Genomic DNA, 24,998 nt, shown 5'->3' with positions numbered 1-24,998 from the left:
GAATATACAACAATATTCATTTTACTCCAGGATTCATTATTTGAATCGCCTGACGAAGATATTTATACTCCATCTCCGTATTCCTGTATTCATATTCCATATGATAAGTACCACATCCTCCTTTTACCCCCTGGACCGGGTTCCATTTAGCCATGCCTAAGATAGATGGTACTTTGTTCCCATTCGTTTCGGTATAGTTAACCCCGCCAGTCCTCCAGTGAGCTTCAAAGTCTTCCGTAACAATGAATTGTTCGGGTTTGAATATAGAACTGATTCTGTTATATCTGTTTTGCAGGTTACTGCTACTGGTTGTCGAGTATGCCTGGGCTATCGCATAATCGAAATAAGGGCCTGTCTCTTCGGGTAGTGCATCCAATTCTCCGTCGACAACTAATAATTTACCGGAATTGGACTTCGGCCCTAAATATTTTCCAAGCTCCTGAACAAAAACAATCATGTCCTCCCCTCTGGGGCAGTCTCTGACATCTGTCTGCCCTCCGACATTCGGTTCATAGTCGATATCCAGTCCGTCAAAACCGAGGTCGATAATTTCTTCAGCGAGTGCCTTTGCATATTTACGTAATCCTTCCTGGCGGTCGGTTCCCCAATTTTCTTCAGGTATGTTTGGCAACTCTTTTCCGGTCCAGCCTAAAAGGGTTGTCACCAGTATCTTCATTCCTTTTACTTCCCGGGTAAGTCGCAAATCATCAGTTTTTTCAGGAGTCATTTTATCCCTATGCCACATATTTCCCCATAAGCCTATCATATCTACACTATCGGGTATGGAGTAGAGACGGGTAACCATCGACGGGCCGGCAGCTGTCCAGCCTCCAAACCAACCAAACGCAATCTGATGGTCAGACTGTTTATAATCTCTCAGATTGGCAAAATAAGCGTCTGAGCCAACTTCAGGCTGATCCACATCTATTGTTTTCGGCTCCGTCCATTCATTGTCACACGAAGTGGCAAATGCAATTGCAGCAAATAAAAAGATAGATATGTATATATATTTTTTCATGCTTTTCGTATTTTGTTATTCTACATTATTTTTTATCCCACCAAACTTTGGTGCCGCCATTATCCGGCCCCCCGAGAAGAGTGCTTACAGCTTCTGTAACATTGGTCAGATTCGATGTATATTCAGTCTTAGGATAAGGGACTCTTCTTACCTGAATATCGGTATTTATTTTCCCGGAACTATTATTAGTTACTACGGGGAATATCTTAGGATAACCGGTTCTTCTGAATTCACTCCAGGCCTCTTGTCCTTCAGGATACATTGCCAGCCATTTCTGGGTAATAATACGCTCCAGTTTCTTTTCAAATGATGCCGAGTTATCCCATTTTATTGTAATCGTTGAAAGAGGATTGATACTATTGGAAGCTACTACATCACTAAACCGGGCAGGAACAGATGTGTTATTACCAACGTATGAAGTATATGAGGACGAGACTCCATGCTGAGCGAATGAGACTTCTATTCCCTTGTTATACAGGTCTTCAGCCGAAGATAAATTATCTGTGCCTGCCATGTTCCATCCCCGAAGCACTCCTTCTGCTCTAAGGAAATAGGTTTCGGCTGCACACATCCATTGTATAGGGCTTGACGCTTCTACATTCGGGTTTGAAAGATCCTCATATCTTGATTTATTCGATATCACTACCCCGTTGCGAACCCCGTTGTAAGATCCTGAAACAGCCGGCTTGAAGTATTTACTTAAACGAGGGTCCTCGTATCCTTTCAGGAAAGATTCTATACTTGCCCCCATCTTAGTATCTTTGTATGAACTCCATATGACTGTTAACGGATGGGATATTGTATAGCCTTTACCTGACTTCACGGTGACATTCTCCATATTGTCGGTAAGAACACCATAGCTGTTATTCACAGCTTTTTCCGCGTTTTCTTTAGCTAAATCCGGGTTTACATAAGCTACCCGTACAGCAAGACGAAGCCTTAATGTATTTGCAAATTTTATCCAATTGCGGATATTACCGTTATATACTAAGTCGTATTTTGCTAATGGTCCGGAATCGCTATTAGCCGTCACGAATTTATCCAATTCAGCAATAGCTTCGTCCAGTTCTTCAAAAAAAGATTTATAAATAGCCTCTTGGGAATCGTATGCTGCCCCCATAGCTCCTTTACCAAATTGAGAGTAGGGGATAGGCCCGTGATTATCAGTTATACGATGCATGCCGGCAATTTTGATTATCTGTGCCAGATAGAAAATGTAAGGCACCCCGTATTCTCCGGATTTTACCTTTATCTGACTCCACGGAGACATTACAGAGCGGTAAGCTACATTGAACCCGACATCATTCCAGTCGCTAAAGTCCATATTATAGGTGCTATTGTTGCTTGAGCCGTTCCACTGGCCGATAGCAGCCATGTATCCCGAAAAGATATCTCCTGTCAGGTTTTGGGCACGCTGGTATTCATTCGCACCCACGTCGCTCGTTGGAATTACATCTGTCTGCATTGTCGGAATAAATCCTCCGACACCCAATAAATCTTTTTTTATATCCTCCTCTAAGGCTCTGTTCGGATCGGTATTCTTGCGTTCAAAATCGTCAGTACAAGAAAAAAGAAAAACAGAACAGAGTAAGAATGCTAAACACAGATTATGTGTGATATTGTGGATTTTATAGAATCTCATAATGTTTTCATTTAAGTTATTAAAATTCTACTTTCACATTAAACCCGAAGCTACGAAGGCTTGGCTGCATAAAGTAATCGAATCCTTGATAGTATGTGCCTGTGGAAGCCGTGATTTCCGGATCGAACGGAGCTCTGTTATATATCATCCACAGATTGCGTCCGATCACGGACAGGGTCACATTCTTAACATATCCTTTGAAGAGATTTGCAGGAAGGGTATAGCTCAGACTGGCTTCCCGCAGCCTGACATTGGTCATACTATAGACATATTCGGACAGAATACCGGTCGTACCTCCCCCTACTACGGAATAATAATTTTCGGGGTTCAGCAGGCCGCCATTAACAGCAACCCCTCCGGCATCTCTGGCATTTGCTGAAGCTTTTGACACACCATAGCGGTCCATCAAAGCCTGAGTTGCCGATACTCCGACACCTCCGATACGGGCATCGAATAAAAAGCCCAGGGAAAAATCTTTATAGCTAAAGGTATTCTGGAATCCAAGGTTATATTTTGGAGCCGGATTTCCTGCTCTGACCCAGTTTTTGGTATCGGCGCTTACGGTTCCGTTAACCGGGTCTACATATACATTCCCATTTAAATCTTTTTTTAGTGTATATACATAGATATCTCCCATAGCGGCTCCTTCTTTTATTACCATCCGATATGCATCCTGTTCGCTGGCTATAATTTCATTCATGCCGTTTTCCATTGGCTGGTTAGTTGTCGGATCGATTGTTCCGGCTGCTACCATTTTCTTTACTTTGTTCCGGTTCAGGGTGTAAGTAAAGTTTGAGCTCCATTGGAAATTCCTCCATCTTTTATCCAGTCCTAATGAAATTTCGACGCCCTGGTTGTTTACTTTTCCGGCATTCAGATAATAGTAGGAAAAGCCCGAAGTCGTAGACGCATCGATTTTAAATAGCTGATTGTAAGTATTCGTATTGTAATATGTTATATCGAACCTTAGCATATTATTCAAAAACTTCGTGTTCAACCCAACTTCATAAGCTTTTGTCCTTTCCGGCTTCAGACCCCGGGCCGGATAAAACGGCAGCAGGTCGAGGCTGCCATTTTGTTTCAGTCCATAATTTATCATCGTGATATATCTGATAGGGGCATTTCCCACTTCACTATAAGACCCCCTTACTTTCAGAAATGAAACTACGGAACTTAAATCCGTCATTTCACTTATTATGCCTGATAAGCCGACAGAAGGATAGAAAAAAGCTGTTCCGTGGTCTGTATATGCCAGTGCGGAAGACCATTCATTACGTGCAGTCAGATCCAGATAAAGCATACTCTTGTAACCTAACTGGGCTGTCGCGAAAACAGATTGAGTCTGCTCGTTATAATCATTCTGCAGGAGTCTTGATTCGGGATGGGTAAGGTCTAAATTGCCTAAATAGAAAAAGTCAGGGATTATACTTAGGTGGCCTTCGGCTCCGCTCTGACGATATTTAAAGTCGAGAACAGAAGCTCCTAATACCCCGGTTAAGCTGAAATCATCATTAAACCGTTTGTCAACTGTGGCTAAGAAATCCGCGTATAACTGCTTATTGCTTGTTTGCCTGTGCATATAGTTTCCTTTTTCGGAGGCAAAGAGCAGATCAGCCGAGGCGGAAATTTTTCTTTCAAATGTGTTAGATGTAAATGTACTCAATGCCCGTCCGGTCAACGTCAGCCAGTTCACCGGTTTATAAATCAGAGCGCCATTGATGGAATACCTGTCTGTTTTGTTTTCAAATGCTTCCCGGTTAACTATCCAGTATGGGTTTTGCATTCCTAAGCCCTGATTACCATATGGCCAGTATTGCAGTGAGAAATTACGGCCTTCATCATATCTTTCATATACTTTATACTTGTTGATATCATCACCTCTCGGAAACAGGTAAAGAGGTACGAGGGGATTGTGATATTGCCCCTGAATCAACATGTTCTTATCCTTTTGGGTTGCATATGAAAAGCCGAGATCGAGCGTTAGTTTATCTTTAATTAAGCTGGTAGTATTGTTGACTGTCAGGTTGATACGTCTCAAGTCATTATTCGGGATAATCCCCCGGGCTAAAAGGGCTGATGCCGAAGCGTAAGTTTGGTTATACTGGTTTCCTGCCGATACACTTAATGAATTTGTTTCTGTATATCCTGTCTGGAAGAAGTCCATAGGATCGTATGATGTCGGTTTATCGAGTTTTGCCCCCCAACTATTAAATTCTGTACCCTTTGTTCCATAAGTATTTTGGAATTGAGGTTTAACGAATGGCGCCATAAACATGGTACTATTCGAGTAGTTAAGCCGTACCCGGCCTTCTTTACCTTTTTTTGTCGTTACCAAGATAACTCCGTTCGCTCCCTGGCTGCCATATAATGCGGCTGAAGCAGCCCCGGACAGGACAGATATGGACTCGATATCTTCAGGATTGAGAAATGACATGACATCTCCGTCTCCGCCATCGGGCGATTCGTAAGCGGCTTCGGGCTGATCGTTCTTTGTGTTATAAATGGGGATACCATCTATAACGTAGAGTGCATTATTATCACCAAGCAATGATTTGGTTCCACGCATTATTACACGGGAAGAACCTCCTATACCCGATGCGCTCTGATTGATTGTAATACCCGCAACTTTACCTGCAAGAGAATTGACAAAGTTGGCATCTTTTACGGTCGTTAATTCTTCAGCTTTGATTTCTTGTACGTTATAAGTAAGGGCCTTTTCTTCTCTTCTGATACCTAAGGCTGTGACTACGACTTCATCCATTGTCACGGTTGCATTTTTAAGAATAATATTGTAGTTGTTTTGTGCACCCACAGTAAATTCATATGTTACCATTCCGATGAAGGATACGACCAGTTTTGCAGTTCCGGCCGGGAGGGAAATTTCGAATCGCCCGTCAATATCTGAAAAGGTTCCTTTGGTTGTTCCCTCTATGGAAACCGAAGCACCTATTATTGCCTCTCCATTCTCGTCGCGAACTGTACCTGTTATAGTACGCTGTTGTTGAGGAGTGTCTTTCGATCCGCTTTTCTTTGTGCTAAGAACAATATTGGTTCCTTCTACAAAATAAGAAATATTGGTATATCTAAATAGATTTTCCAGAACATCAGCTAATGTTTGTTCTGTCTCCGTTACAGATACGATGCGGTCTTTGTTTATTGACTTGTCATAAACAAATAAATAATCCGTTTGAGATTCAATTTTGTTCAAAACTGTTTCTAACGTGACATTTTTTTGATTTAAGGTTACCTTTATGTTTTGTGAACTGAGATTCCCTGCATTTAGACAAAAAACAAAAACGATTAAAAAGAAAGAAGTAAGTTTCATCACTCTTAATAATTGTTTATGACAGACGTTTTTAGTAGCAAAAACATCTGTTTTTGTTATAATTTTCATATATTTACATTGTTAAAGGTTTTTATGGAAATAATGATAAAATCTTTTTCTCTTATCTGTCGGTGTGGTCGCATCGACAGATTTTTTAGATTCTAATGTTTTTCAGGTTTTTCATTTTTTCATAGGCGATTAGATTTTTAGGTTGATAATTAATGGTTCTCTACTTTATATATATAATATTGTTTTCATCACTGTCTCTCTGATATTTAAAGTTTGCATTTTTCTGAATAACTTTTAAAGCATGCTCTATTCCGTCATTGATTCGTATTTTTCCGGTAAGCTCTGTACTTGATAAATTCGTATTTTGGATATAGATTTTCACATCATAATATTTCTCAAAGGTTTTTATAAGTTCCGGAAACGGAATATCCTTAAATGCTATTATTCCCTCTTTCCACATCGAAGCAGAATAATTTTCCAGCATTTTTATGCTGTATTCATTATCTATACTTTCAAAATATTCGTTAGCACTCAATATAACAGGCTTTGGCAGCATTACACCGGAAAACTCAACTTTACCCTTAAATAATGATATAGCCATCTTCGGAGAATGAGAGTATGCATCCACATTAAATTCTGTACCTAATACTTTTACTTCTCCTTTCGGCGTTTCCACGATGAAAGGAAGTTTCTTATTATTTGTCACATCAAAGAAGGCTTCACCGTCCAAGAGTACCCGCCTCTCTTTATCTCCAAACAAGGCAGGATAAGTGAATTTTGATTTCGCATTCACCCATACTTTTGTCCCATCAGAAAGGGTTAGGCTAACTCTCTCTCCTGCCGGTAAAACAATCTCATTTGAAAGTGTTTGCAAATTATTATACTGATGCTTGTTAAAGAAATACGCACCGCCTAAGACCAACAGGATCACAGCGGATATTTTCAGCACTTCTTTTATCCACACCGGTATTCTTTTGACCTTGTTGTATTCTCCAGCGCTTGCTGAATCTACAAGATCTTTTTCTCCAATATTTAAAATCAACTGATTGTATATTTTCCTTTCGGATAAGAATATATCTCTATGATCTTCAGACTCATCTATCCAATCTAACAGTCTTTGTTCTTCACCGGCACTGATATCCCGGGAAAAGAACTTATACATTACGTTCTTGTCAAATTCTTGGTTCATATATATAAAGCATTTATAAAAGACGGATCCCTGTCAGGATTAATGTATTTAACTAATATTAACTTTTTCTTATTTGAAGAATGATAATAATATGAGAAGATGGAGATAATCTTTAAGATTTTCTTTTAGTATTTTTACCGCTTTAGTTAAGTGATACTCAATGCTTTTTTCTGAAATATTCAAATCATATCCAATCTCTTTATAAGTTTTATTGTTAAGTCTGCTCTTTATGAAAATAGTTCGGGTTGGTTCCGGCAATTGTTTAAGCGTATTCATTATTAAAGCCTTAAGTTCTCTTGCCAACAGCTCCTGAGGCTCACAGGCCTCCAGTGATGAGATATTTAATTCTGTTACCCTGCTTTGATGAGATTTAATTTCTGAGTGGGTCTTTTCTACATGCAACTTATGTTTCAGATAATTCAGGGATTTATGCTTTATTGTGGTGAGTATATATCCGGGTATATTTGATGTGTCGGCTAATTCTGTACGTTTCTCCCAGTAGTACATAAAACTATCCATAACAATATCTTCTGCAACTTCTTTGTTGTCGACATAGCTAATGGCAAAAAGAATGAAACGATTTCTATATAGGGAAAATAGTTCATTAAAGTTTTGCATAATTAACTCATCTTTCAACATGAATATCCGGGTTAGGTGGTTGTAGAACTCAAATATACAAAAATTGTAAGAAACCAAGACATTATCTGAAAAATAGAAAGGAAATGTTGAGAAAAGAGTTAATTATATACTTTCAAATATGCTTGATTGTGTGCTAATTATAGGGAATTTAGTGTATACACTCCACGGTGGATGATTGTGTAAACCTTTTGGGTGGGAACAGGTACAGATAAAGCGGTATTGGGTATAGAATGGGGCGATGATAAAAATTCCGCTGCTGAGTTAATATAGTTAAATAAAATATTAAAAGGAAACAATCAAAATAGGCATTTTAAAAGTTACTATCTTTGCATAGATGTTATTAAAACAGGGGGTAGATCAAGATGAATAGCTCTTACATAGATATACTGAACGAACGCACTATAAATCCAACAGCTAATCGGATACTAATCCTTAAAGCGATGCTTAAATATAATAAGGCATTCACTTTATCTGATTTGGAAATGGAGATGGATACCATTGATAAGTCAACTATATCACGTACAATCCATCTGTTTCACGAGAAACAGCTCATCCATAGCTTTGATGATGGATCAGGGTCAGTTAAATATTCTGTATGCAGTAGGGATTGCCACTGCAGTATAGATGATTTGCATGCACATTTCTATTGTAACTACTGTAACAACGCTTTTTGTCTCAAGAATATAGCTATCCCTGAGTTCGCATTATCCCCGGTTATGCAGGTGGAAAGTGTAAATCTTGTCATAAAGGGATATTGTGGACAGTGCAATAAATTAAAAAAATAAAAATCACGACAGCTTTTCTTTGAGTTTCACATTATGTATTTATTTATAGTACGATAATTTCCTGATCTATTCCAATATTTATTCTTAAAGGGTTATGTTAAATAAACGGTGGCTATTAAAGGCACCATAGCTTTGCAACCAGGTTGCATTGATTCGTCCGTATCTTTGTGTATAAACAACTAAGATATGGATAAAAATAAAGTATATACATGCACCTGTAGTGGCTCTTGTTCCACAGAATCGAAGGATGACAATACACAAAACTGGAAAATTTATATCCCTGTTAGTATAAGTCTTGTTATGCTTCTGGGAGGAATAGTAATGGATAATTCTCTCCGGCAGTATTTTAATTCTTATTACAGGCTTATTTGGTACATACTGGCATATATACCTGTTGCTTACTCCGTTTTCAGGGAGGCTATAGAAACAATCCGGCAAAAAGAGATTTTCACCGAATTTACCCTGATGATAGTGGCTACACTAGGTGCATTTTTTATTGGAGAATATCCCGAAGGGGTGGCTGTAATGCTTTTCTATTCTGTTGGTGAGTTACTTCAAAATTCGGCAGTAAACAAAGCTAAAAGGAATATCAAGTCCCTTCTTGATGTCCGGCCGGATAGGGCTTGCGTTGAAAGGAATGGTAAGCATGTAGATATTTTTCCTGGAGAAGTTAGAATTGGAGAAATAATACAAGTAAAAGCAGGAGAGAAAGTGTCGTTGGATGGAGTGATGGTTTCCGAATCCGGTAGTTTTAATACATCTGCTTTGACCGGAGAAAGTAAACCGAAAACCATACGGAAAGGAGAAAACGTCCTTGCAGGTATGCTTAATATAGATAAAGTAATTGAAATTAAAGTAACTAAGAAATACGAGGATAGTTCTTTGTCCCGAATATTGGAACTGGTACAGGAAGCTACTTCCCGCAAAGCCAAAACCGAACTGCTTATACGCAGGTTTGCTAAAGTATATACTCCCATTATATTTCTCTTGGCTGTATTGGTTACGGTGATACCATACTTCTTTGTCGCTGATTATGTGTTTCAGGATTGGCTGTATCGCGCTTTGGTTTTCCTTGTTATTTCTTGTCCGTGTGCATTGGTAATCTCCATACCTTTGGGCTATTTTGGTGGTATCGGAGCTGCCTCCAGAGCTGGCATACTTTTTAAAGGAGCGAATTACCTCGACCTGCTGGCAAAAATAAATATAGTAGTTATGGACAAAACAGGAACCTTGACTCAAGGTGTATTTCATGTTCGGGATATAGTCCCAAGTGAAGCATTTTGTGAAAAAGAGCTTCTAGACCCGGTCGTAGCATTGGAGAAAATGTCCAACCATCCGATAGCCAGAGCAATCGTAGCTTTCGCCGGAGATATAAACAGTAATTATTCTGTAACTGCTATAGAGGAAATATCGGGACAGGGATTGAAAGGTCTGGTAAATGAGAATGAGGTATTGGCAGGTAATTCAAAATTGATGCAAAGCAATCTGATAAACTATGATAAAACTGTTGATTCAATACCTGAAACAACTGTGCTGATAGCAATAAACAGAATATATGCAGGCTATATTACTATTGCAGATGAAGTGAAGGAAGATGCGGCTGAAGCTATAAAAAATATGCATGCAAAGGGTATTGATAAAATTGTGATGTTAAGCGGAGATAAATCATCCATTACTGAAAAAGTCGCATCATTTCTCGGAATAGACAATGCTTATGGTGACTTATTACCTAAGGGTAAGGTGAAGCATCTTGAACAACTGAAAGCAGACAAGAATAATGTTATTGCTTTTGTCGGTGATGGTATAAACGATGCTCCTTCACTTGCAATTAGTGATGTAGGTATTGCAATGGGAGGAATGGGAAGCGATGCGGCTATTGAAGTAGCAGATGTCGTAATACAGACAGACCAACCATCTAAAATAGGGACCGCTATACAAATTGCCAAATCGACAAAAGAGATCGTTTATCAGAATATAACTTTAGCATTTACCATTAAACTAATTGTCCTTGTTCTTGGAGGTTTCGGCGTGGCAAATATGTGGGAAGCAGTCTTCGCCGATGTAGGCGTATCGTTACTGGCTATACTGAATGCTGTCAGGATCTTGAAAATGAAATTCTGATTTCAATATTTCAGAATTTGTGGAACTAATAAGAATAGAAGACGGGCAGAGAAATCTGCCCGTCATTAGTTTACGATTTTCTGTATAGTGATATAGTCTGTTTTTCAGTATCTAAACTGTCAATTAGATTCATTGACTAAATTTATTGAGGTTGTAGGTTTAGATTTGGCTGTACTTATATACCCTCTCATATTTATAAGAGATATATTTTTGAATCCGATGTTTGAATAAAGATAAAATCAGATATAAAGAAGAAATATTTTAGCAACTAGCATTCTTAATAAAACATTAGTTTATGGCAGTGTTAGTCAACTTACTATTGTAACCTCCGGTGGAGATGTTTTCCGAATAATATCTCTTATTGCAAAAAATTGGGTATATATACATCAACTGTATATATCCTTTTTTGATTAAGCGAAATTTATAATTAAGCCTATCATTTTGATATACATTATCAAAATGATAGGCTTATAAAATTTTACAAAAACTTGTATATGTATGATTAATAGTTAGTTAATTTCAGTTGATTCTCTTTGGCATACAAATAGCATATATAAAAGAAACAATTAAAAATATCTTATATGTATAACTAAAAAAAAGAAGAATATGCTTACTGTGATATTAGTAATAGCAGGAGTTATCTGCTTCAGACTATTTTATAAAACAATAGAGTTTTTTGAAAAAATATAAAATCTACCATTATGATCCCATTATTTATTATAGCCATAGCTGTGTTTTGTTACATCTGCTATGTATTATTAAAGCCCGAAAAATTTTGACAGAAATGAAAAATGAAAATAATAAACGGGGATGTTCTCGTAAGCCCCTGTCTGTAAAACAATCGTTAAAATCAACACATGTATTGATTCTGACATCATTGGTTGCTGTCGGAATCGGACTCATCTTGAATTGCTCCTTCAATTGAAAATTACATAAATAAGAAAACATGAATACAGAAATTTTAGGCATAATTATAATGTTTGTTCTATCGGTAGTTTTGGCAATACCTTTCGGAAAATACATCGCAAAAGTTTACGGAGGGAAAAAGACATTTCTTGACCCCATCTTTAATCCTATAGACAGGCTATTATATAAATTAGGGGGAGTTAATCCTCTGACAGAGATGACCTGGAAGCAACATCTTGTGGCACTACTCGCCATTAACTTTGTTTGGTTTTTATTAGGGATGCTCATTTTAATGACACAGGGCATTCTCCCTTTAAACCCGGATAATAATCCAAGTATGTCTCCTGAACTGGCATTTAACACGACTATATCTTTTGTGGTAAATTGTAATTTGCAGCATTACTCGGGGGAAACAGGTTTGAGTTATTTAGGCCAAATATGGCTAATGTTCTTACAATTCGTGTCGGCTGGTACAGGTATGGCAGCGGCAGCAGTTGTATTCAGGGCATTCCGGGATAAAAGTACGACTCAGTTAGGCAATTTTTATGAGTATTTTATAAAATCATGTACCCGTATCTTACTGCCTGTATCTTTTATTATAGCCATCATTCTTGTGTTTGAAGGCACTCCTATGACATTCGAAGGAAAAGACAGTATCTCCACATTGCAAGGAAATACCGTAGAAGTATCCAGAGGACCCGCAGCTGCATTTATAGCAATCAAACATGTAGGAACAAACGGAGGCGGTTTCTTCGGAGCTAATTCCGCCCATCCATTTGAGAACCCTTCTTATCTGACGAATATGGCAGAAATGCTTGCCCAGTTTATTATCCCGATAGCCATGATTTTCGCTTTTGGCTATTTTACAGGAAGAAGAAGACTCGCGCGAATGATACTTGGTGTAATGACAGTCGGATTCTTACTACTTGTTATTCCCAATGTCGTAATGGAAATAAATGGTAATCCCGCCATATCGGCGATGGGCATAGACAATTCATTAGGAGCTATGGAAGGAAAAGAAACCCGCATAGGAGCTGCTGCTTCCGGATTCTGGAGTATTGTCTCGACCGTTATTTCTACAGGATCAGTCAATGCTATGCACGACAGTACGATGCCGTTGTCCGGTATGAATCAGTTATTAGCAATGATGGTCAACTGTTTTTATGGTGGCGTTGGTGTAGGCATACTAAACTTCTTGATATTTATAATTCTCGCTGTATTTATCAGTGGTTTGATGGTTGGACGTACACCTGAATTCTTAGGGAAAAAGATAGAGGCTCGGGAAATGAAGATAGCAATGATTATTGCATTGATACACCCGTTCCTTATTCTGGCAGGAACAGCACTTGCCACTGCCTTTCCTGATCAGGGAGCATCCACCCTTAATAATCCCGGATTCCATGGTTTCAGTGAAATACTTTATGAATATACTTCATCCTCAGCAAACAATGGTAGTGGATTTGAAGGATTGGGAGATAACACTCTGTGGTGGAATATAAGTACAGGTATCGTGTTGATATTATCCCGTTTCCTTCCGATAATAGGCCCGGTAGCCATTGCCGGACTTCTGGCTGAAAAGAAATTTATCCCCGAAGGTGACGGTACGTTAAGAACCGATACGGCGACGTTTGGCACAATGGTATTTGCCGTTATACTGATTATCGCATTGTTGTCCTTTTTACCTGCTCTTGCCTTAGGTCCTGTTGCTGAATACTTCATCTTGTATTAAATATAATTATTAAAGAGAATATGAATAAGAATCAATCTTTGTTTCAGAAAGACTTAGTGCAGGAAGCACTTAAACAATCTTTTGTGAAACTGAATTCCAAAATAATGTTCCGTAATCCGATTATGTTTACTGTGGAGATCGGAACAATAGTTATGTTTTTCGTGTGCCTTTGGACTTTATCCGGAGAAACTTCCCAGGGAAGTTTCGGATACAATTTCATTGTCTTTCTTGTACTTCTGATAACTGTGTTATTTGCCAATTTTGCCGAAGCCATTGCCGAAGCACGTGGTAAAGCTCAGGCTGACAGTTTACGCAAAACGAGAGAAGAAACACCTGCAAAACTTCAAGACGGCAGTGTTGTATCTTCTGCCCTGTTAAAAAAAGGAGATGTATTTATTTGTGAAACAGGAGATATTATCCCTGCCGATGGTGAAATTATTGAAGGGCTGGCAACAATAGATGAGAGTGCCATCACCGGAGAATCAGCTCCCGTAATCAGAGAAGCCGGAGGAGATAAAAGCTCAGTTACAGGAGGAACAAAAGTCCTATCTGATAAAATAGCTGTACAGGTCACAACCCAGCCCGGAGAAAGTTTTCTGGATAAAATGATTGCTTTGGTAGAAGGAGCAAGCCGCCAGAAAACACCTAATGAAATAGCTTTAACTATTCTGCTTGCAGGGTTCACGCTTGTCTTTATTATTGTATGTGTTACATTAAAACCTTTTGCTGATTATGCGAATGTATCAATTACAATTGCAGCCTTTATTTCCCTATTTGTGTGCCTGATTCCTACAACTATTGGCGGATTGCTATCTGCAATTGGTATTGCAGGTATGGACAGGGCATTACGTGCTAATGTGATTACCAAGAGCGGAAAGGCCGTAGAAACCGCCGGAGATATCGATGTCCTGCTTTTGGATAAGACAGGTACCATTACAATCGGTAACCGTAAAGCAACGCATTTTTATCCTGCCGATGGAGTAAACAATGATGAGTTTGTCCGGGTTGCTGTTCTCAGCTCATTAGCAGATCAGACACCCGAAGGCAAATCAATAGTTGAACTGGCTCAGGTGAATCCGTCAAATTACGATATGCCTGCATCCCGTTTTAAGTTTATTGAATTTACAGCAGAGACACGTTGCTCAGGTGTGGATGTCGGAGATATGCAAATCCGAAAAGGGGCTGCCGATGCCATCCGGGCATTAGCTGAAAGAAACGGGAACCCATATCCGAAAGATGTTGCTAATATGGTGAAGATAATCTCAGAAAACGGAGGAACGCCTTTAGTTGTCTCGGTTAATAATAAAATTGTCGGCACGATTGAGCTACAAGATATTATTAAACCGGGCATCAAGGAACGCTTTGAGCGCTTGCGTAAGATGGGAATAAAAACAGTAATGGTAACCGGAGACAATCCTCTGACTGCAAAATATATTTCGGAAAAAGCCGGAGTTGATGACTTTATTGCCGAAGCCAAACCGGAAGATAAGATGAACTATATTAAAAAAGAGCAGAATGAAGGACGGCTGGTTGCAATGATGGGAGACGGTACAAACGATGCTCCTGCTCTCGCTCAAGCCAATGTGGGGGTAGCTATGAACAGCGGAACTCAAGCAGCTAAAGAAGCCGGAAATATGGTGGATCTAGATAATGATCCGACCAAACTGATTGAGGTGGTAGAAATCGGCAAGCAATTGTTAATGACTAGAGGTACGCTTACTACGTTCAGTATTGCAAATGATGTCGCTAAATACTTTGCTATTATTCCAGCTTTGTTCATAACTGCGATACCTGCTTTGCAGAACCTTAATATCATGAGGTTGAGCAGTCCCGAAAGTGCTATCCTTTCAGCCATTATCTTCAATGCAATCATTATTCCCATTCTGATACCGTTGGCATTAAAAGGAGTTGCCTATAAACCGATAGGAGCATCGGCTCTTTTAAGACGAAATCTTCTTATTTACGGTTTAGGAGGAATTCTTGTTCCATTCGTAGGAATTAAATTAATAGATATAATCGTATCATTATTCATCTGATAAAAATAAAGAAAATGAAACAGCATATTATTCCGGCCATCAGGCTGACAGTAGCTACATTATTACTCTTTGCGGTTGTTTATCCGGTTACACTATGGGGGATTGCACAGCTGTCGCCAAACTCAGGCAAAGGAGAAGTAATAGAACACAACGGAAAAACGTATTATTCAAATATTGGGCAATCATTTACCGACGATAAATATTTTTGGTCACGTCCATCGGCTGTCGATTACAATGCGGCAGGCTCTGGCGGAAGTAATAACGGGCCATCCAACGAAGAATATCTGGCACAGGTTCAGGCACGTATTGACAGCTTTCTTGGGCATAATCCGGAGGTAAATAAATCCGAAATCCCGGTCGATCTGATAACAGCCAGCGGTAGCGGTCTTGATCCTGATTTTTCGGCACAGGCAGCAAAAGTACAGGTCAAGAGAATCGCAAAGATCCGTAATATAGAAGAAGCTAAATTACTTGAGCTGATTGACTCCCAAACAGAAAAACCTTTGCTAGGTTTATTCGGCCCTGAAAAGATCAATGTATTAAGGCTGAATATAGCATTGGATAATTTGAAATAATAAAGTCAATATTTAAAATATAAAAGATGGAAAAGAGTTTAGTTCTTCTGGTGATATTGCTGGGAGCCGGACAAATAGTGTCCGCACAAGAAAAAAGTAATCCGCTCACAATCAATGGATATGCTGAAGTGTATTATCAATACGATTTTAGCAATCCTCTAAATAACAAAAGACCCGGATTCGTTTACAGCTATGATAGGAACAATGAATTCAATCTGAATTTAGGCTTTATCAAAGCTGCATATAATACTGAAATGCTGAGAGCTAATTTAGCTATTGCGGCAGGTACATACATGAATGCGAATTATACGGCAGAACCCGGAGTTTTGAAAAATATATATGAAGCCAACATTGGAATCAAACTTTCCAAAACTCATAATTTATGGTTGGATGCCGGAATTTTACCCTCACACATCGGTAGTGAAAGCGCTGTCGGAAAAGATAACTGGACACTTACCCGAAGTCTTGCTGCTGAAAATTCGCCTTATTTTGAAACAGGAGCAAAATTAACTTATTCAACGTCCAATGGGAAATGGACAGCCAGTTTACTCGTGCTTAATGGCTGGCAGCGAATACAGAAAGTAGAAGGAAATAGCGTCCCGTCTTTCGGTCATCAGTTGGTCTACAAGCCAAATGATAAACTAACGCTTAACAGCAGCTCCTTTATCGGAAATGAAAAGGCTGATAGTATCCGTCAGATGCGCTATTTCCATAATCTTTATGCAATCTATCAGGTGAATGGTCAATGGGGCATTACTGCCGGCTTTGATATTGGTATAGAGCAAAAAGAAAAAGCAAGCAGCAAATATAACAGCTGGTATACTCCTGTATTAATTGTTAGATATAAGCCTTCTGATAAGCTCGTATTTGCAGCCAGAGGTGAATATTATTCCGACAAGAATGGAGTCATCATATCATCTGATACGCCTAATGGATTTCGGACGTTTGGTTATTCCCTGAATGCGGATTACTATATCTTGCCTAATCTGGTTTGGCGGACAGAAGTCAAAAATCTGAATAGTAAAGATACTATCTTTTTAGACAGGGATAATAAGATGAACAAAAATAATGTTTCTGCAATATCAAGTATTGCCGTTAATTTCTAAATACCCTTATTAATTTTCAAAACTCTTGCCGGTTTATGGACAAGAGTTTTGTACTTTTATTTTATACAAAAAAACTACTTTTAAAACAGATTGTTTTTATATCAAGGATGTAAGAACTAATTTGAAAATCGTACTAAACGATGGATGAGGATAGAAAAAGTGCTGAATATTTTCTCAGTTTGATCAAACAATCGAAAAGAGGTAAATTTAAACTATATATCGGGATGATTGCCGGTGTAGGTAAAACTTACAGGATGTTGCAGGAGGCGCACATTCTTTTGGAGGGAGGTGTAGATATTAAAATCGGCTATATCGAGACCCACAACAGGCAGGAAACTGTAGCATTATTGGATGGAATACCAGTGATTCCCAGAAGGAAAATCTTTTATAAAGGCAAAGAGCTGGAAGAGTTGGATGTACAGGCTGTTATAAATTTACGTCCCGAAGCTGTAATTGTGGATGAACTGGCTCATACAAATATAGAGGGTAGTAAGAACGAAAAACGTTGGCAGGACGTCCTTGAAATACTCGAAGCCGGGATCAATGTTATTAGTGCAGTAAACGTTCAGCACATAGAGGGACTGAATGAGGAAGTAAGAAAAATTACAGGCATAGAAGTAAGTGAACGCATTCCTGATCGAGTTATAGCTATGGCGGATGAAGTTGTGAACATCGATCTGTCTGCCGATGATCTGGTAACCCGGCTTAAAGACGGAAAAATATATCCATCCGATAAGATACAGGCTGCTTTAGCTAATTTCTTTAAGACCGAACACATCCTTCGCTTACGCGAGTTAGCTTTAAAAGAGGTAGCAAGCCATGTATTGAAAAAAGCTGATGATGAAACATTTTCATCCCAGCCTGGACTACATAAAAACTTTATGGCATGTATAGGGAGTAATGGTAAGAAAGCTAACAACATTATCCGAAAGACAGCACGTTTGGCCAGTTATTACAGTGGCGAATGGTATGTCCTGTATGTACAGACTCCAAAGGAAGGAGCCGATAAGATAGCCTTAGACAGCCAGCGAAAACTGATAAACAGTTTCAAAATGGCTATTGAATTGGGTGGGCAGGTTATACAATTAAAGCATAAGAATATACCGGAAGCAATTCTTGAGCAAGCTATTAAGAAAGATGTATCGACTGTTTGTATCGGGATGCCCTACATCAACAGATGGCGCATGCTATTATATGTCTCCACATACAAGAAAATATTAAGAGAATTAAAAAAAGAAGGTATAGACCTAATTATACTGTCATGAAAATAAAGACCAAATTAACATCCGGAGTAGGACTGCTTTTCTGCCTGATTATATTATTGGCAGGTGTTAGTATCTGGTATATCAACGATCTCAGGAGAGATACCCGAAATATACTCATGGCCAATTACAATACACTGGAATACTCCCGTAATATGTTGCTTGCCTTAGATGAGATGAAAACAGATTCGCAAGCCATATCTTCATTTGAAATAAATCTAAAAAAGCAACTGACAAATGAAACAGAAATAGGAGAATCTGACATAACATTGCAGATATCCAATCTTTTCTCTAATTTGAAACACAATACAGAGAATGACAGCCTCAAAATCATAATAAGAAAAGATATTGCAACTCTGATGAAACTCAATATGGATGCGATTGTCCAAAAGAGCCATATAGCAAATAATACCGCAGAGAATGCCATTATCTGGATCATTATAACAGGTGCCTTGTGCTTTCTTATTGCTTTCGCTTTGCTAGTCAAACTACCCGGAAACATTGCAAACCCGATTCTTCAATTAACAGAAAGTATAAAAGAGATCGCAAATCAGAATTACCGGCAACGGTTAAACTATGAAAGTCATAACGAATATGGAGATTTGGCTAAATCTTTCAATACAATGGCTGAAAAATTGGAAGAGTATTCAAACAGCAGGCTAGAAAAAATACTGAGAGAAAAGAAACGGGTGGAAACCCTTATCAATAATATGCATGATCCTGTTATCGGGCTTGATGAGAGTAAATTTATTATTTTCATCAACGATGAAGCCTTGAAAATAACAGGTTTATCCCGCAATGAAATTTTAAATAAACCGGTTCAAGATATTGCCGTTACAAATGATCTGATTCGTACACTTATTGTTGAGCTCATTGATCCTTTAGCAAAAAGAGACGAAGGACCGTTAAAGATCTTTTCTGATGACAAACAATCTTATTTTGAGAAAGAAATTATCCATATAGAAATCAATAAAACAGGAGAAAATATAACAGAACTGATCGGTTATGTTATCCTGTTAAAGAATATCACTATTTTTAAAGAACTAGACTCGGCTAAGACCAACTTTATCGCTACTATATCTCACGAGTTGAAGACTCCGATATCTTCGATAAAGATGAGCACACAATTACTCGAACATAATGAAACAGGAATATTGAACGATGAACAGAAACAGTTAGTGGACGGCATAAAAGAAGACAGTACACGACTTTTACAAATCACTGGAGAACTACTGAATATGTCTCAGGTAGAGACAGGAAATATTCAATTGAATATTCAATCGACAGATCCCGGACTGATAGTCAGATATGCAATTGACACCGTAAAGTTACAAGCAGAGCACAAGAGAATAAAGCTTCAGGTGGATATGGAACCCGATATTCCATTGATTGTGGCTGACGCCGAAAAAACAGCATGGGTTCTTATTAATTTTCTGACTAATGCCATCCGTTATTCAATGGAAGATAGCGACATTGAGGTTTCTTTAAGAAGAGAAAATAAAGGAGCATTATTCTCCGTTAAGGATTTTGGGAAAGGAATTGATTCCAGATATAAGAAAAAAATATTTGAGCGTTATTTCCAAATACCGGGAAGCCTAAAATCGGGATCAGGACTGGGATTGGCCATTAGTAAAGAATTTATTGAAACTCAAGGAGGCACAATAGGTGTAAATAGCAATCCCGGTATGGGAAGTACATTCTTTTTCATTATTCCTTACAGTAAAATCTAAGCTCTCTGTCCCATAAAAAATAATAAAAATGAAAAAGATATTATTAATAGACGATGAAGAAAAACTTCGCAAACTGATGGCCCGTATCATCGAGCTTGAACAGATAGAAGTATTTCAGGCTGAGAATGCAACATCAGGATTGAAGCTATTAGAGAAACAGTATTTTGATGTTATCATTTGTGATGTTAAGCTACCTGATGCTAATGGCGTTGATCTGATCCCTCAAATAAAAAAAATACAGCCGTTGGCTGAAATCATACTTCTGACTGCGTATGGGAACATTCCTGATGGGGTTCAGGCTATAAAGAACGGAGCTTTTGATTATATCACAAAGGGTGACGACAACAATCGCATAATACCTTTGGTGTACAGGGCATTGGAAAAAGTAGAATTATCTAAACGAGTGACCCGACTAGAACAAAAAATAGAGCAAAAATATTCTTTTGATAATATTATAGGGAAATCTATTTCTATTCTTTCTGCTATAGAGATGGGACGTAAAGTAGCACAAACAGATGCTACTGTATTGTTGACAGGAGAAACTGGAACGGGTAAGGAAGTTTTTGCCCAATCGATACATTACGGAAGCTTGCGAAAGAATAAGCCTTTTGTCGCAATTAATTGTTCTGCGTTTAGTAAAGAGCTATTGGAGAGCGAACTGTTCGGGCACAAAGCGGGAGCATTTACAGGAGCTTTAAAAGATAAAAAAGGCCTTTTTGAAGAAGCCCATGAAGGGACTATTTTTCTGGACGAAATCGGAGAAATGGCAATTGATCTTCAAGCCAAAATCCTAAGGGTACTCGAAACCAAAGAGTTTATAAAAATAGGAGAAACCAAATCGCAAAAGATTGATGTAAGGATTATTGCCGCTACAAATCGAATTTTGGAGAAAGAAATTGAGACGGAACATTTCCGCCGCGATTTATTTTATCGTTTGTCTGTTTTTCAGATACATTTACCTCCTCTAAGAGAACGTATTTCTGACATAAAATTGTTTGTTGATGAATTTGTAAATCTGTTTGCAACTAAATCGAATAACAGGATCAATACAATTTCTCCCGATTATTTAAAGTTATTGGAACAAAATAGCTGGAAAGGAAATATAAGGGAATTAAGGAATGTTATTGAGCGTAGTGTGATTCTATCCGATGATGAAACTTTAGGTATCGAAACATTGCCTTTGGAAATACAATATCCAGATACTGATTCACCTGAATTTATAACAACTCTGGCTTTATCAGATATTGAAAGGTTGCATATCAAAAAGATTTTAGATTATACGAAAGGAAATAAAGCAGAGACTGCCCGAATACTCAAAATAGGAATTGCGACGCTATATCGGAAATTAGAAGAATATAAACTATAAGTAGCTTACCTTCTCATATTGAGCTTAAAGCCTATCTTTTTGATAGGCTTTTTTTATTTCTAAAGTTTGAGACATAACACTATTTATCTGATTACTAATATATTGATTTGCTGTTTAAATTCTTGGTATACTGTATGAGTAATTATCATCAAAAGAGTAGTTACATCAAAAGTGCCAATATGAAAAAGAATCATTATAATTTCAATATTTGGGATATTGTAATAGCAATTGTAATATATTTCTGGCTAATGGCTACAATATATATTATTTATTGTAGACTGACAGAGAATAAAGAAATAAGTGAACAGGTGTCAAATTATCGAACAAAATAAGAATATGAATTCTAAGAAAAGAATAGATATAAAGAAACTAAGAAAAGTTATCAAAAGAATTAATCTAGTAAAGTCTACACCTGTCTGGTTGGGTTTTCTGATTATAGTTATAATCATAGGTTTGATTGAGACATTCTAAGATTAAGTAATTTTATAGTGTTGTCAAATTTATATTTCTACCTTTTTATCAATAAAATAGCATCCCCAAGATATTTTACAACTTAGGGATGATAAGGATAATTTATATGGAATATTCAATTCAAATTTTTAAAAGATGATTTTCCTGTGTTAGCATTGAATATTATGAGCATTTCAGATTTAGCCTTTGCTCTACCGTATTCACAAAGATTATTGAATACCCATTCCCGAAAAGCTTTAGTATATATGGATTGAATACGAAAGCTCAAGAAAATAATAGCTTCTAAATTATAGTAAATGCGAATATATTCTTCTTTCTCCTTTCGGATGTATCTGTATTCTTTTGTCACATCTACTTCTTTCAATAAACTATCCCTAAAAATAGCCTTTAGATTCTTGCTGATTGTCGGGGTATAAACCCCAAACAGATCAGTGATTTCATTTACTGTCATCCAAACTGTACCATCTACAATTTTTACTTCAATGATTGGTCTGTCGGTACCTATATTTGTAAACTTTATATATCCTGTTTTCATAAACTCAACTAGGTTAAACAATAGCACTTTTTGATTCGTAAGTTTTTAGTTTTCCCGCAATAGCATTCATTTCATTGGCTATCTTGTTATTAGTTATCCGGGCATATATTTGCGTTGTCTGGATTTTTGTATACTCCAGCATTTTCGATACAGGCTTGATCGGAATACCCAACGATAAAAACGTCGTTACAAATGTATGACGGCCGCAATGATAGGTGAGGTGCTTCTCAATACCGCACAAATCGGAAATTTCCTTCAGATAGCAGCATTCTTAATGTTCCTGTCTCTTTATCAGTGGATTACAAAGGGTGAATTTAGGAGAGGTAACAATTTGGTAATGGTTCTTTTGATTAGCATTTGCGTAAATTTTCATACCCAAAATAACTTCTTACAAACTTACTCAAAAAAGTAATCATTTGTGAATTTTTCTTGTGAAATAAAATGTCCCATGAGTGAGATTTAATCTCTCTTATCTCTCTATAGGTATCTCAATCTTAAATATAGTCCCCATATTTATAACAGAATCTACTTTTATTTTGCCTTTATGAATTTTAACAACCTTCTCCACGAGAGCCAGCCCAATACCATTACCATCTACAAATTCTTTGTTTTTCCCTCTGTAGAAAGGCTTAAAAATATTTTTTAATTCTTCCCGATTGATGCCAACTCCTGTATCAGTAAAATTGATATCAATAACTTCATTTTCAAAAAACATTGATACAATAGAAGTTTTGTTTTCAGAAAACTTACAATTATTTTCCATCAAATTTATAAATGCAGTTTTTAGTAAATATGCATTTCCCAGAATAATTAATTCAGTGTCGTCTTCGCCCGACTGCATAAATTGAATATCAATCCTATATTCTGGGTTTGCTTTCAAAACATCTGTGCGGGCATCCAATACTATTTCATCAATGCGCACTTTACTCATTGAAATTTTATTTTCATTGTAACCCGTTTTCGCTAAGTCCAAGAGGCCATTTACAAGTTTTATCAAACGAATTGCATCGTGTTTCGAATTCCGAAGTGTGTCAATATATTCTTCTATGGTACGTTCTTTTAGCAATGCAAAGTCAATTTCTCCGACCAAAGTTGCCAACGGTGTACGTAATTCATGAGAAGTGTTACTAACAAACATTTTTTGCGATTCGAAAGAAGATTCTATTATATCCAAAGCTTTGTTAAATGAGGCGGCTAATTCTCCAAACTCATCATGATCGCTATATCCTAAGATACGTAAATTTAGGTTGTTGGCTGTGATATTTTTCATCTTCCCCGAAATATCAGATACAGGTTTCAAGGCTCTTCGGGCTAGAAAATAACCAAGAATAAACGATATCAATATGGATACAATAGTAAGAGTAACGAGATTGATAATCAGTTTATGTAGTTTATTATAACCATAACCATCATAAGCTGCTGCTGTGACCACATAATGAGAGTTGTTATGATTAAATAGAAAACCTACTGCCTGATATTTTCCAACATAGAATTTAGTATTCTTTTTATTTTCGACAATATTCTGAATCAGTTCGGGAGTTTCTTTTACAATGTCAATATCTTTTGCGTCATGATAGAGCAGGTCTGCTGCAATGTCATAAATGGCAACCTCTACCTCATCAATATATTCGATATTATTTTTATAAATAGAATGCATCGCTTCAGGGCTGGCTTTGGCTTCGAAAAATAAGTTGGCTTTGGACACACCCTCCCGATAGAGATTGTCATAAAACTCGACCTCCCTGTCATGTACAGTTACCAGATAGATGACGGTTGCAAAAATAGCCATCAGTATGGCTGTTACAATCGAGTAACGGAGTGCTATTTTGGTCTTTATTTTCATTTCTCTATTTTAAGTATAAATCCAACTCCTGGATTTGTATGAATAAGTTTGTTGTCGAACTCTTTATCTATTTTTCGTCTTAAATAATTGATGTAAACGTCTATAAAATTAGTTCCGGTATCGAAGTGTGTATCCCAAACTATTTCGGCTATTTCGGCTCGCGGTAATACTCTTTCCGGATTTTCCATCAGGTACTTCAGTAAGCTAAATTCTTTAGGGGTGAGTCTTATCTCTTTGCCCGACCGGGATACTGTGCGGGTATTGACGTGCATACATAAATCATGGTACTTTAGTTCGTCGGGTACTTTATTTTCAGGATGATTGCTGTTTCTCTTTAATAAGACATTAATGCGTGCATTCAGTTCTCTTAAATCGAATGGCTTGACCATATAATCATCTGCTCCCGCATCAAAACCATCCAGTTTGTCATCGGTAGCTCCTAAAGCTGTGAGCATAATTATTGGTACATGGAGGTACTTCTCTTTCACAAACCTTGTAATTTCAAATCCATTGTGATGTGGAAGAATAATATCCGTAATAATCAGATCATACAGGTTAGAGCTGATAAGACGTTTTCCAGTATCACCATCAAATGCAAGGGTAACCTCAAAGCCGAACTCGGATAAACCCTTACCCAAGAGCTCGGCTATTCTTTTTTCATCTTCAATAACAAGTATTTTTTTCATATCTCGCTGATTCTGTTGGAACAAA

The 24,998-nt window shown here is 37.6% G+C and carries 18 protein-coding genes; 9 read left to right on the top strand and 9 right to left on the bottom strand.

Going from position 1 to position 24,998, the window contains the following annotated elements; translation table 11 throughout:
• Positions 1-16 precede the first annotated feature (16 nt).
• The 5 genes from HMPREF9455_RS08575 to HMPREF9455_RS08555 all read right to left on the bottom strand — a co-directional run bounded on the left by HMPREF9455_RS08575 (position 17) and on the right by HMPREF9455_RS08555 (position 7,801).
• Positions 17-1,018, bottom strand: coding sequence for a glycoside hydrolase family 18 (locus tag HMPREF9455_RS08575; protein WP_006799255.1), 1,002 nt, complete (start codon positions 1,016-1,018; stop codon positions 17-19).
• A 25-nt stretch (positions 1,019-1,043) separates the two neighbouring features.
• Positions 1,044-2,660 carry a RagB/SusD family nutrient uptake outer membrane protein gene (locus tag HMPREF9455_RS08570; RefSeq protein ID WP_006799254.1) on the bottom strand — a complete coding sequence of 539 codons (1,617 nt, stop codon included), beginning with the start codon at positions 2,658-2,660 and terminating at the stop codon, positions 1,044-1,046.
• Between the two features lie 19 nt (positions 2,661-2,679).
• Positions 2,680-5,868 (bottom strand): SusC/RagA family TonB-linked outer membrane protein, encoded by a 3,189-nt coding sequence (locus HMPREF9455_RS08565; RefSeq protein ID WP_245532178.1) that lies wholly within the window; start codon positions 5,866-5,868, stop codon positions 2,680-2,682.
• 346 nt (positions 5,869-6,214) lie between these two features.
• Positions 6,215-7,183: a FecR family protein gene (locus HMPREF9455_RS08560; protein WP_006799252.1), complete on the bottom strand. Its 969-nt coding sequence runs from the start codon at positions 7,181-7,183 to the stop codon at positions 6,215-6,217.
• Positions 7,184-7,252: 69 nt separating this feature from the next.
• Positions 7,253-7,801, bottom strand: coding sequence for an RNA polymerase sigma-70 factor (locus tag HMPREF9455_RS08555; protein WP_148401866.1), 549 nt, complete (start codon positions 7,799-7,801; stop codon positions 7,253-7,255).
• 383 nt (positions 7,802-8,184) lie between these two features.
• Between HMPREF9455_RS08555 and HMPREF9455_RS08550 the strand changes: the two genes are divergently transcribed.
• The 9 genes from HMPREF9455_RS08550 (at position 8,185) to HMPREF9455_RS08510 (ending at position 21,438) form a co-directional block, all read left to right on the top strand.
• On the top strand, positions 8,185-8,607 hold the full coding sequence (locus HMPREF9455_RS08550; RefSeq protein ID WP_006799250.1) for a Fur family transcriptional regulator: 423 nt from the start codon (positions 8,185-8,187) through the stop codon (positions 8,605-8,607).
• 186 nt (positions 8,608-8,793) lie between these two features.
• Positions 8,794-10,728: a heavy metal translocating P-type ATPase gene (locus tag HMPREF9455_RS08545; RefSeq protein WP_006799249.1), complete on the top strand. Its 1,935-nt coding sequence runs from the start codon at positions 8,794-8,796 to the stop codon at positions 10,726-10,728.
• A 946-nt stretch (positions 10,729-11,674) separates the two neighbouring features.
• Positions 11,675-13,363 carry a potassium-transporting ATPase subunit KdpA gene (gene kdpA / locus HMPREF9455_RS08540; protein ID WP_006799248.1) on the top strand — a complete coding sequence of 563 codons (1,689 nt, stop codon included), beginning with the start codon at positions 11,675-11,677 and terminating at the stop codon, positions 13,361-13,363.
• A 20-nt stretch (positions 13,364-13,383) separates the two neighbouring features.
• A complete protein-coding gene (gene kdpB / locus HMPREF9455_RS08535; RefSeq protein WP_006799247.1) occupies positions 13,384-15,399 on the top strand; it encodes a potassium-transporting ATPase subunit KdpB in 2,016 nt (671 codons plus the stop codon).
• Positions 15,400-15,413: 14 nt separating this feature from the next.
• Positions 15,414-15,974 carry a K(+)-transporting ATPase subunit C gene (locus tag HMPREF9455_RS08530; protein ID WP_006799246.1) on the top strand — a complete coding sequence of 187 codons (561 nt, stop codon included), beginning with the start codon at positions 15,414-15,416 and terminating at the stop codon, positions 15,972-15,974.
• Between the two features lie 26 nt (positions 15,975-16,000).
• Positions 16,001-17,080: a porin gene (locus tag HMPREF9455_RS08525; RefSeq protein ID WP_006799245.1), complete on the top strand. Its 1,080-nt coding sequence runs from the start codon at positions 16,001-16,003 to the stop codon at positions 17,078-17,080.
• 140 nt (positions 17,081-17,220) lie between these two features.
• The gene (locus HMPREF9455_RS08520; protein WP_006799244.1) at positions 17,221-18,345 is read left to right on the top strand and encodes a sensor protein KdpD; all 1,125 of its coding nucleotides are present in this window, start codon (positions 17,221-17,223) and stop codon (positions 18,343-18,345) included.
• Positions 18,342-20,072: an ATP-binding protein gene (locus tag HMPREF9455_RS08515; protein WP_006799243.1), complete on the top strand. Its 1,731-nt coding sequence runs from the start codon at positions 18,342-18,344 to the stop codon at positions 20,070-20,072. The genes HMPREF9455_RS08520 and HMPREF9455_RS08515 overlap by 4 nt, the downstream gene beginning before the upstream one ends.
• A 28-nt stretch (positions 20,073-20,100) precedes the next feature.
• Positions 20,101-21,438: a sigma-54-dependent transcriptional regulator gene (locus HMPREF9455_RS08510; protein ID WP_006799242.1), complete on the top strand. Its 1,338-nt coding sequence runs from the start codon at positions 20,101-20,103 to the stop codon at positions 21,436-21,438.
• 586 nt (positions 21,439-22,024) lie between these two features.
• Here HMPREF9455_RS08510 and HMPREF9455_RS08500 read toward each other — a convergent pair.
• The 4 genes from HMPREF9455_RS08500 to HMPREF9455_RS08485 all read right to left on the bottom strand — a co-directional run bounded on the left by HMPREF9455_RS08500 (position 22,025) and on the right by HMPREF9455_RS08485 (position 24,973).
• On the bottom strand, positions 22,025-22,444 hold the full coding sequence (locus tag HMPREF9455_RS08500; RefSeq protein ID WP_044215844.1) for a virulence RhuM family protein: 420 nt from the start codon (positions 22,442-22,444) through the stop codon (positions 22,025-22,027).
• Positions 22,445-22,457: 13 nt separating this feature from the next.
• Positions 22,458-22,694 (bottom strand): tyrosine-type recombinase/integrase, encoded by a 237-nt coding sequence (locus HMPREF9455_RS21020; protein WP_395858102.1) that lies wholly within the window; start codon positions 22,692-22,694, stop codon positions 22,458-22,460.
• A gap of 219 nt (positions 22,695-22,913) precedes the next feature.
• Positions 22,914-24,287 (bottom strand): sensor histidine kinase, encoded by a 1,374-nt coding sequence (locus HMPREF9455_RS08490; protein WP_006799237.1) that lies wholly within the window; start codon positions 24,285-24,287, stop codon positions 22,914-22,916.
• Positions 24,284-24,973 carry a response regulator transcription factor gene (locus HMPREF9455_RS08485; RefSeq protein WP_006799236.1) on the bottom strand — a complete coding sequence of 230 codons (690 nt, stop codon included), beginning with the start codon at positions 24,971-24,973 and terminating at the stop codon, positions 24,284-24,286. The genes HMPREF9455_RS08490 and HMPREF9455_RS08485 overlap by 4 nt, the downstream gene beginning before the upstream one ends.
• Between the last annotated feature and the right edge of the window lie 25 nt (positions 24,974-24,998).

The organism is Dysgonomonas gadei ATCC BAA-286, from assembly GCF_000213555.1.
Lineage (GTDB): Bacteria > Bacteroidota > Bacteroidia > Bacteroidales > Dysgonomonadaceae > Dysgonomonas > Dysgonomonas gadei.
Note: the sequence above shows the minus strand (reverse complement) of the source record. Positions and strands in the feature narration are given on the sequence as shown.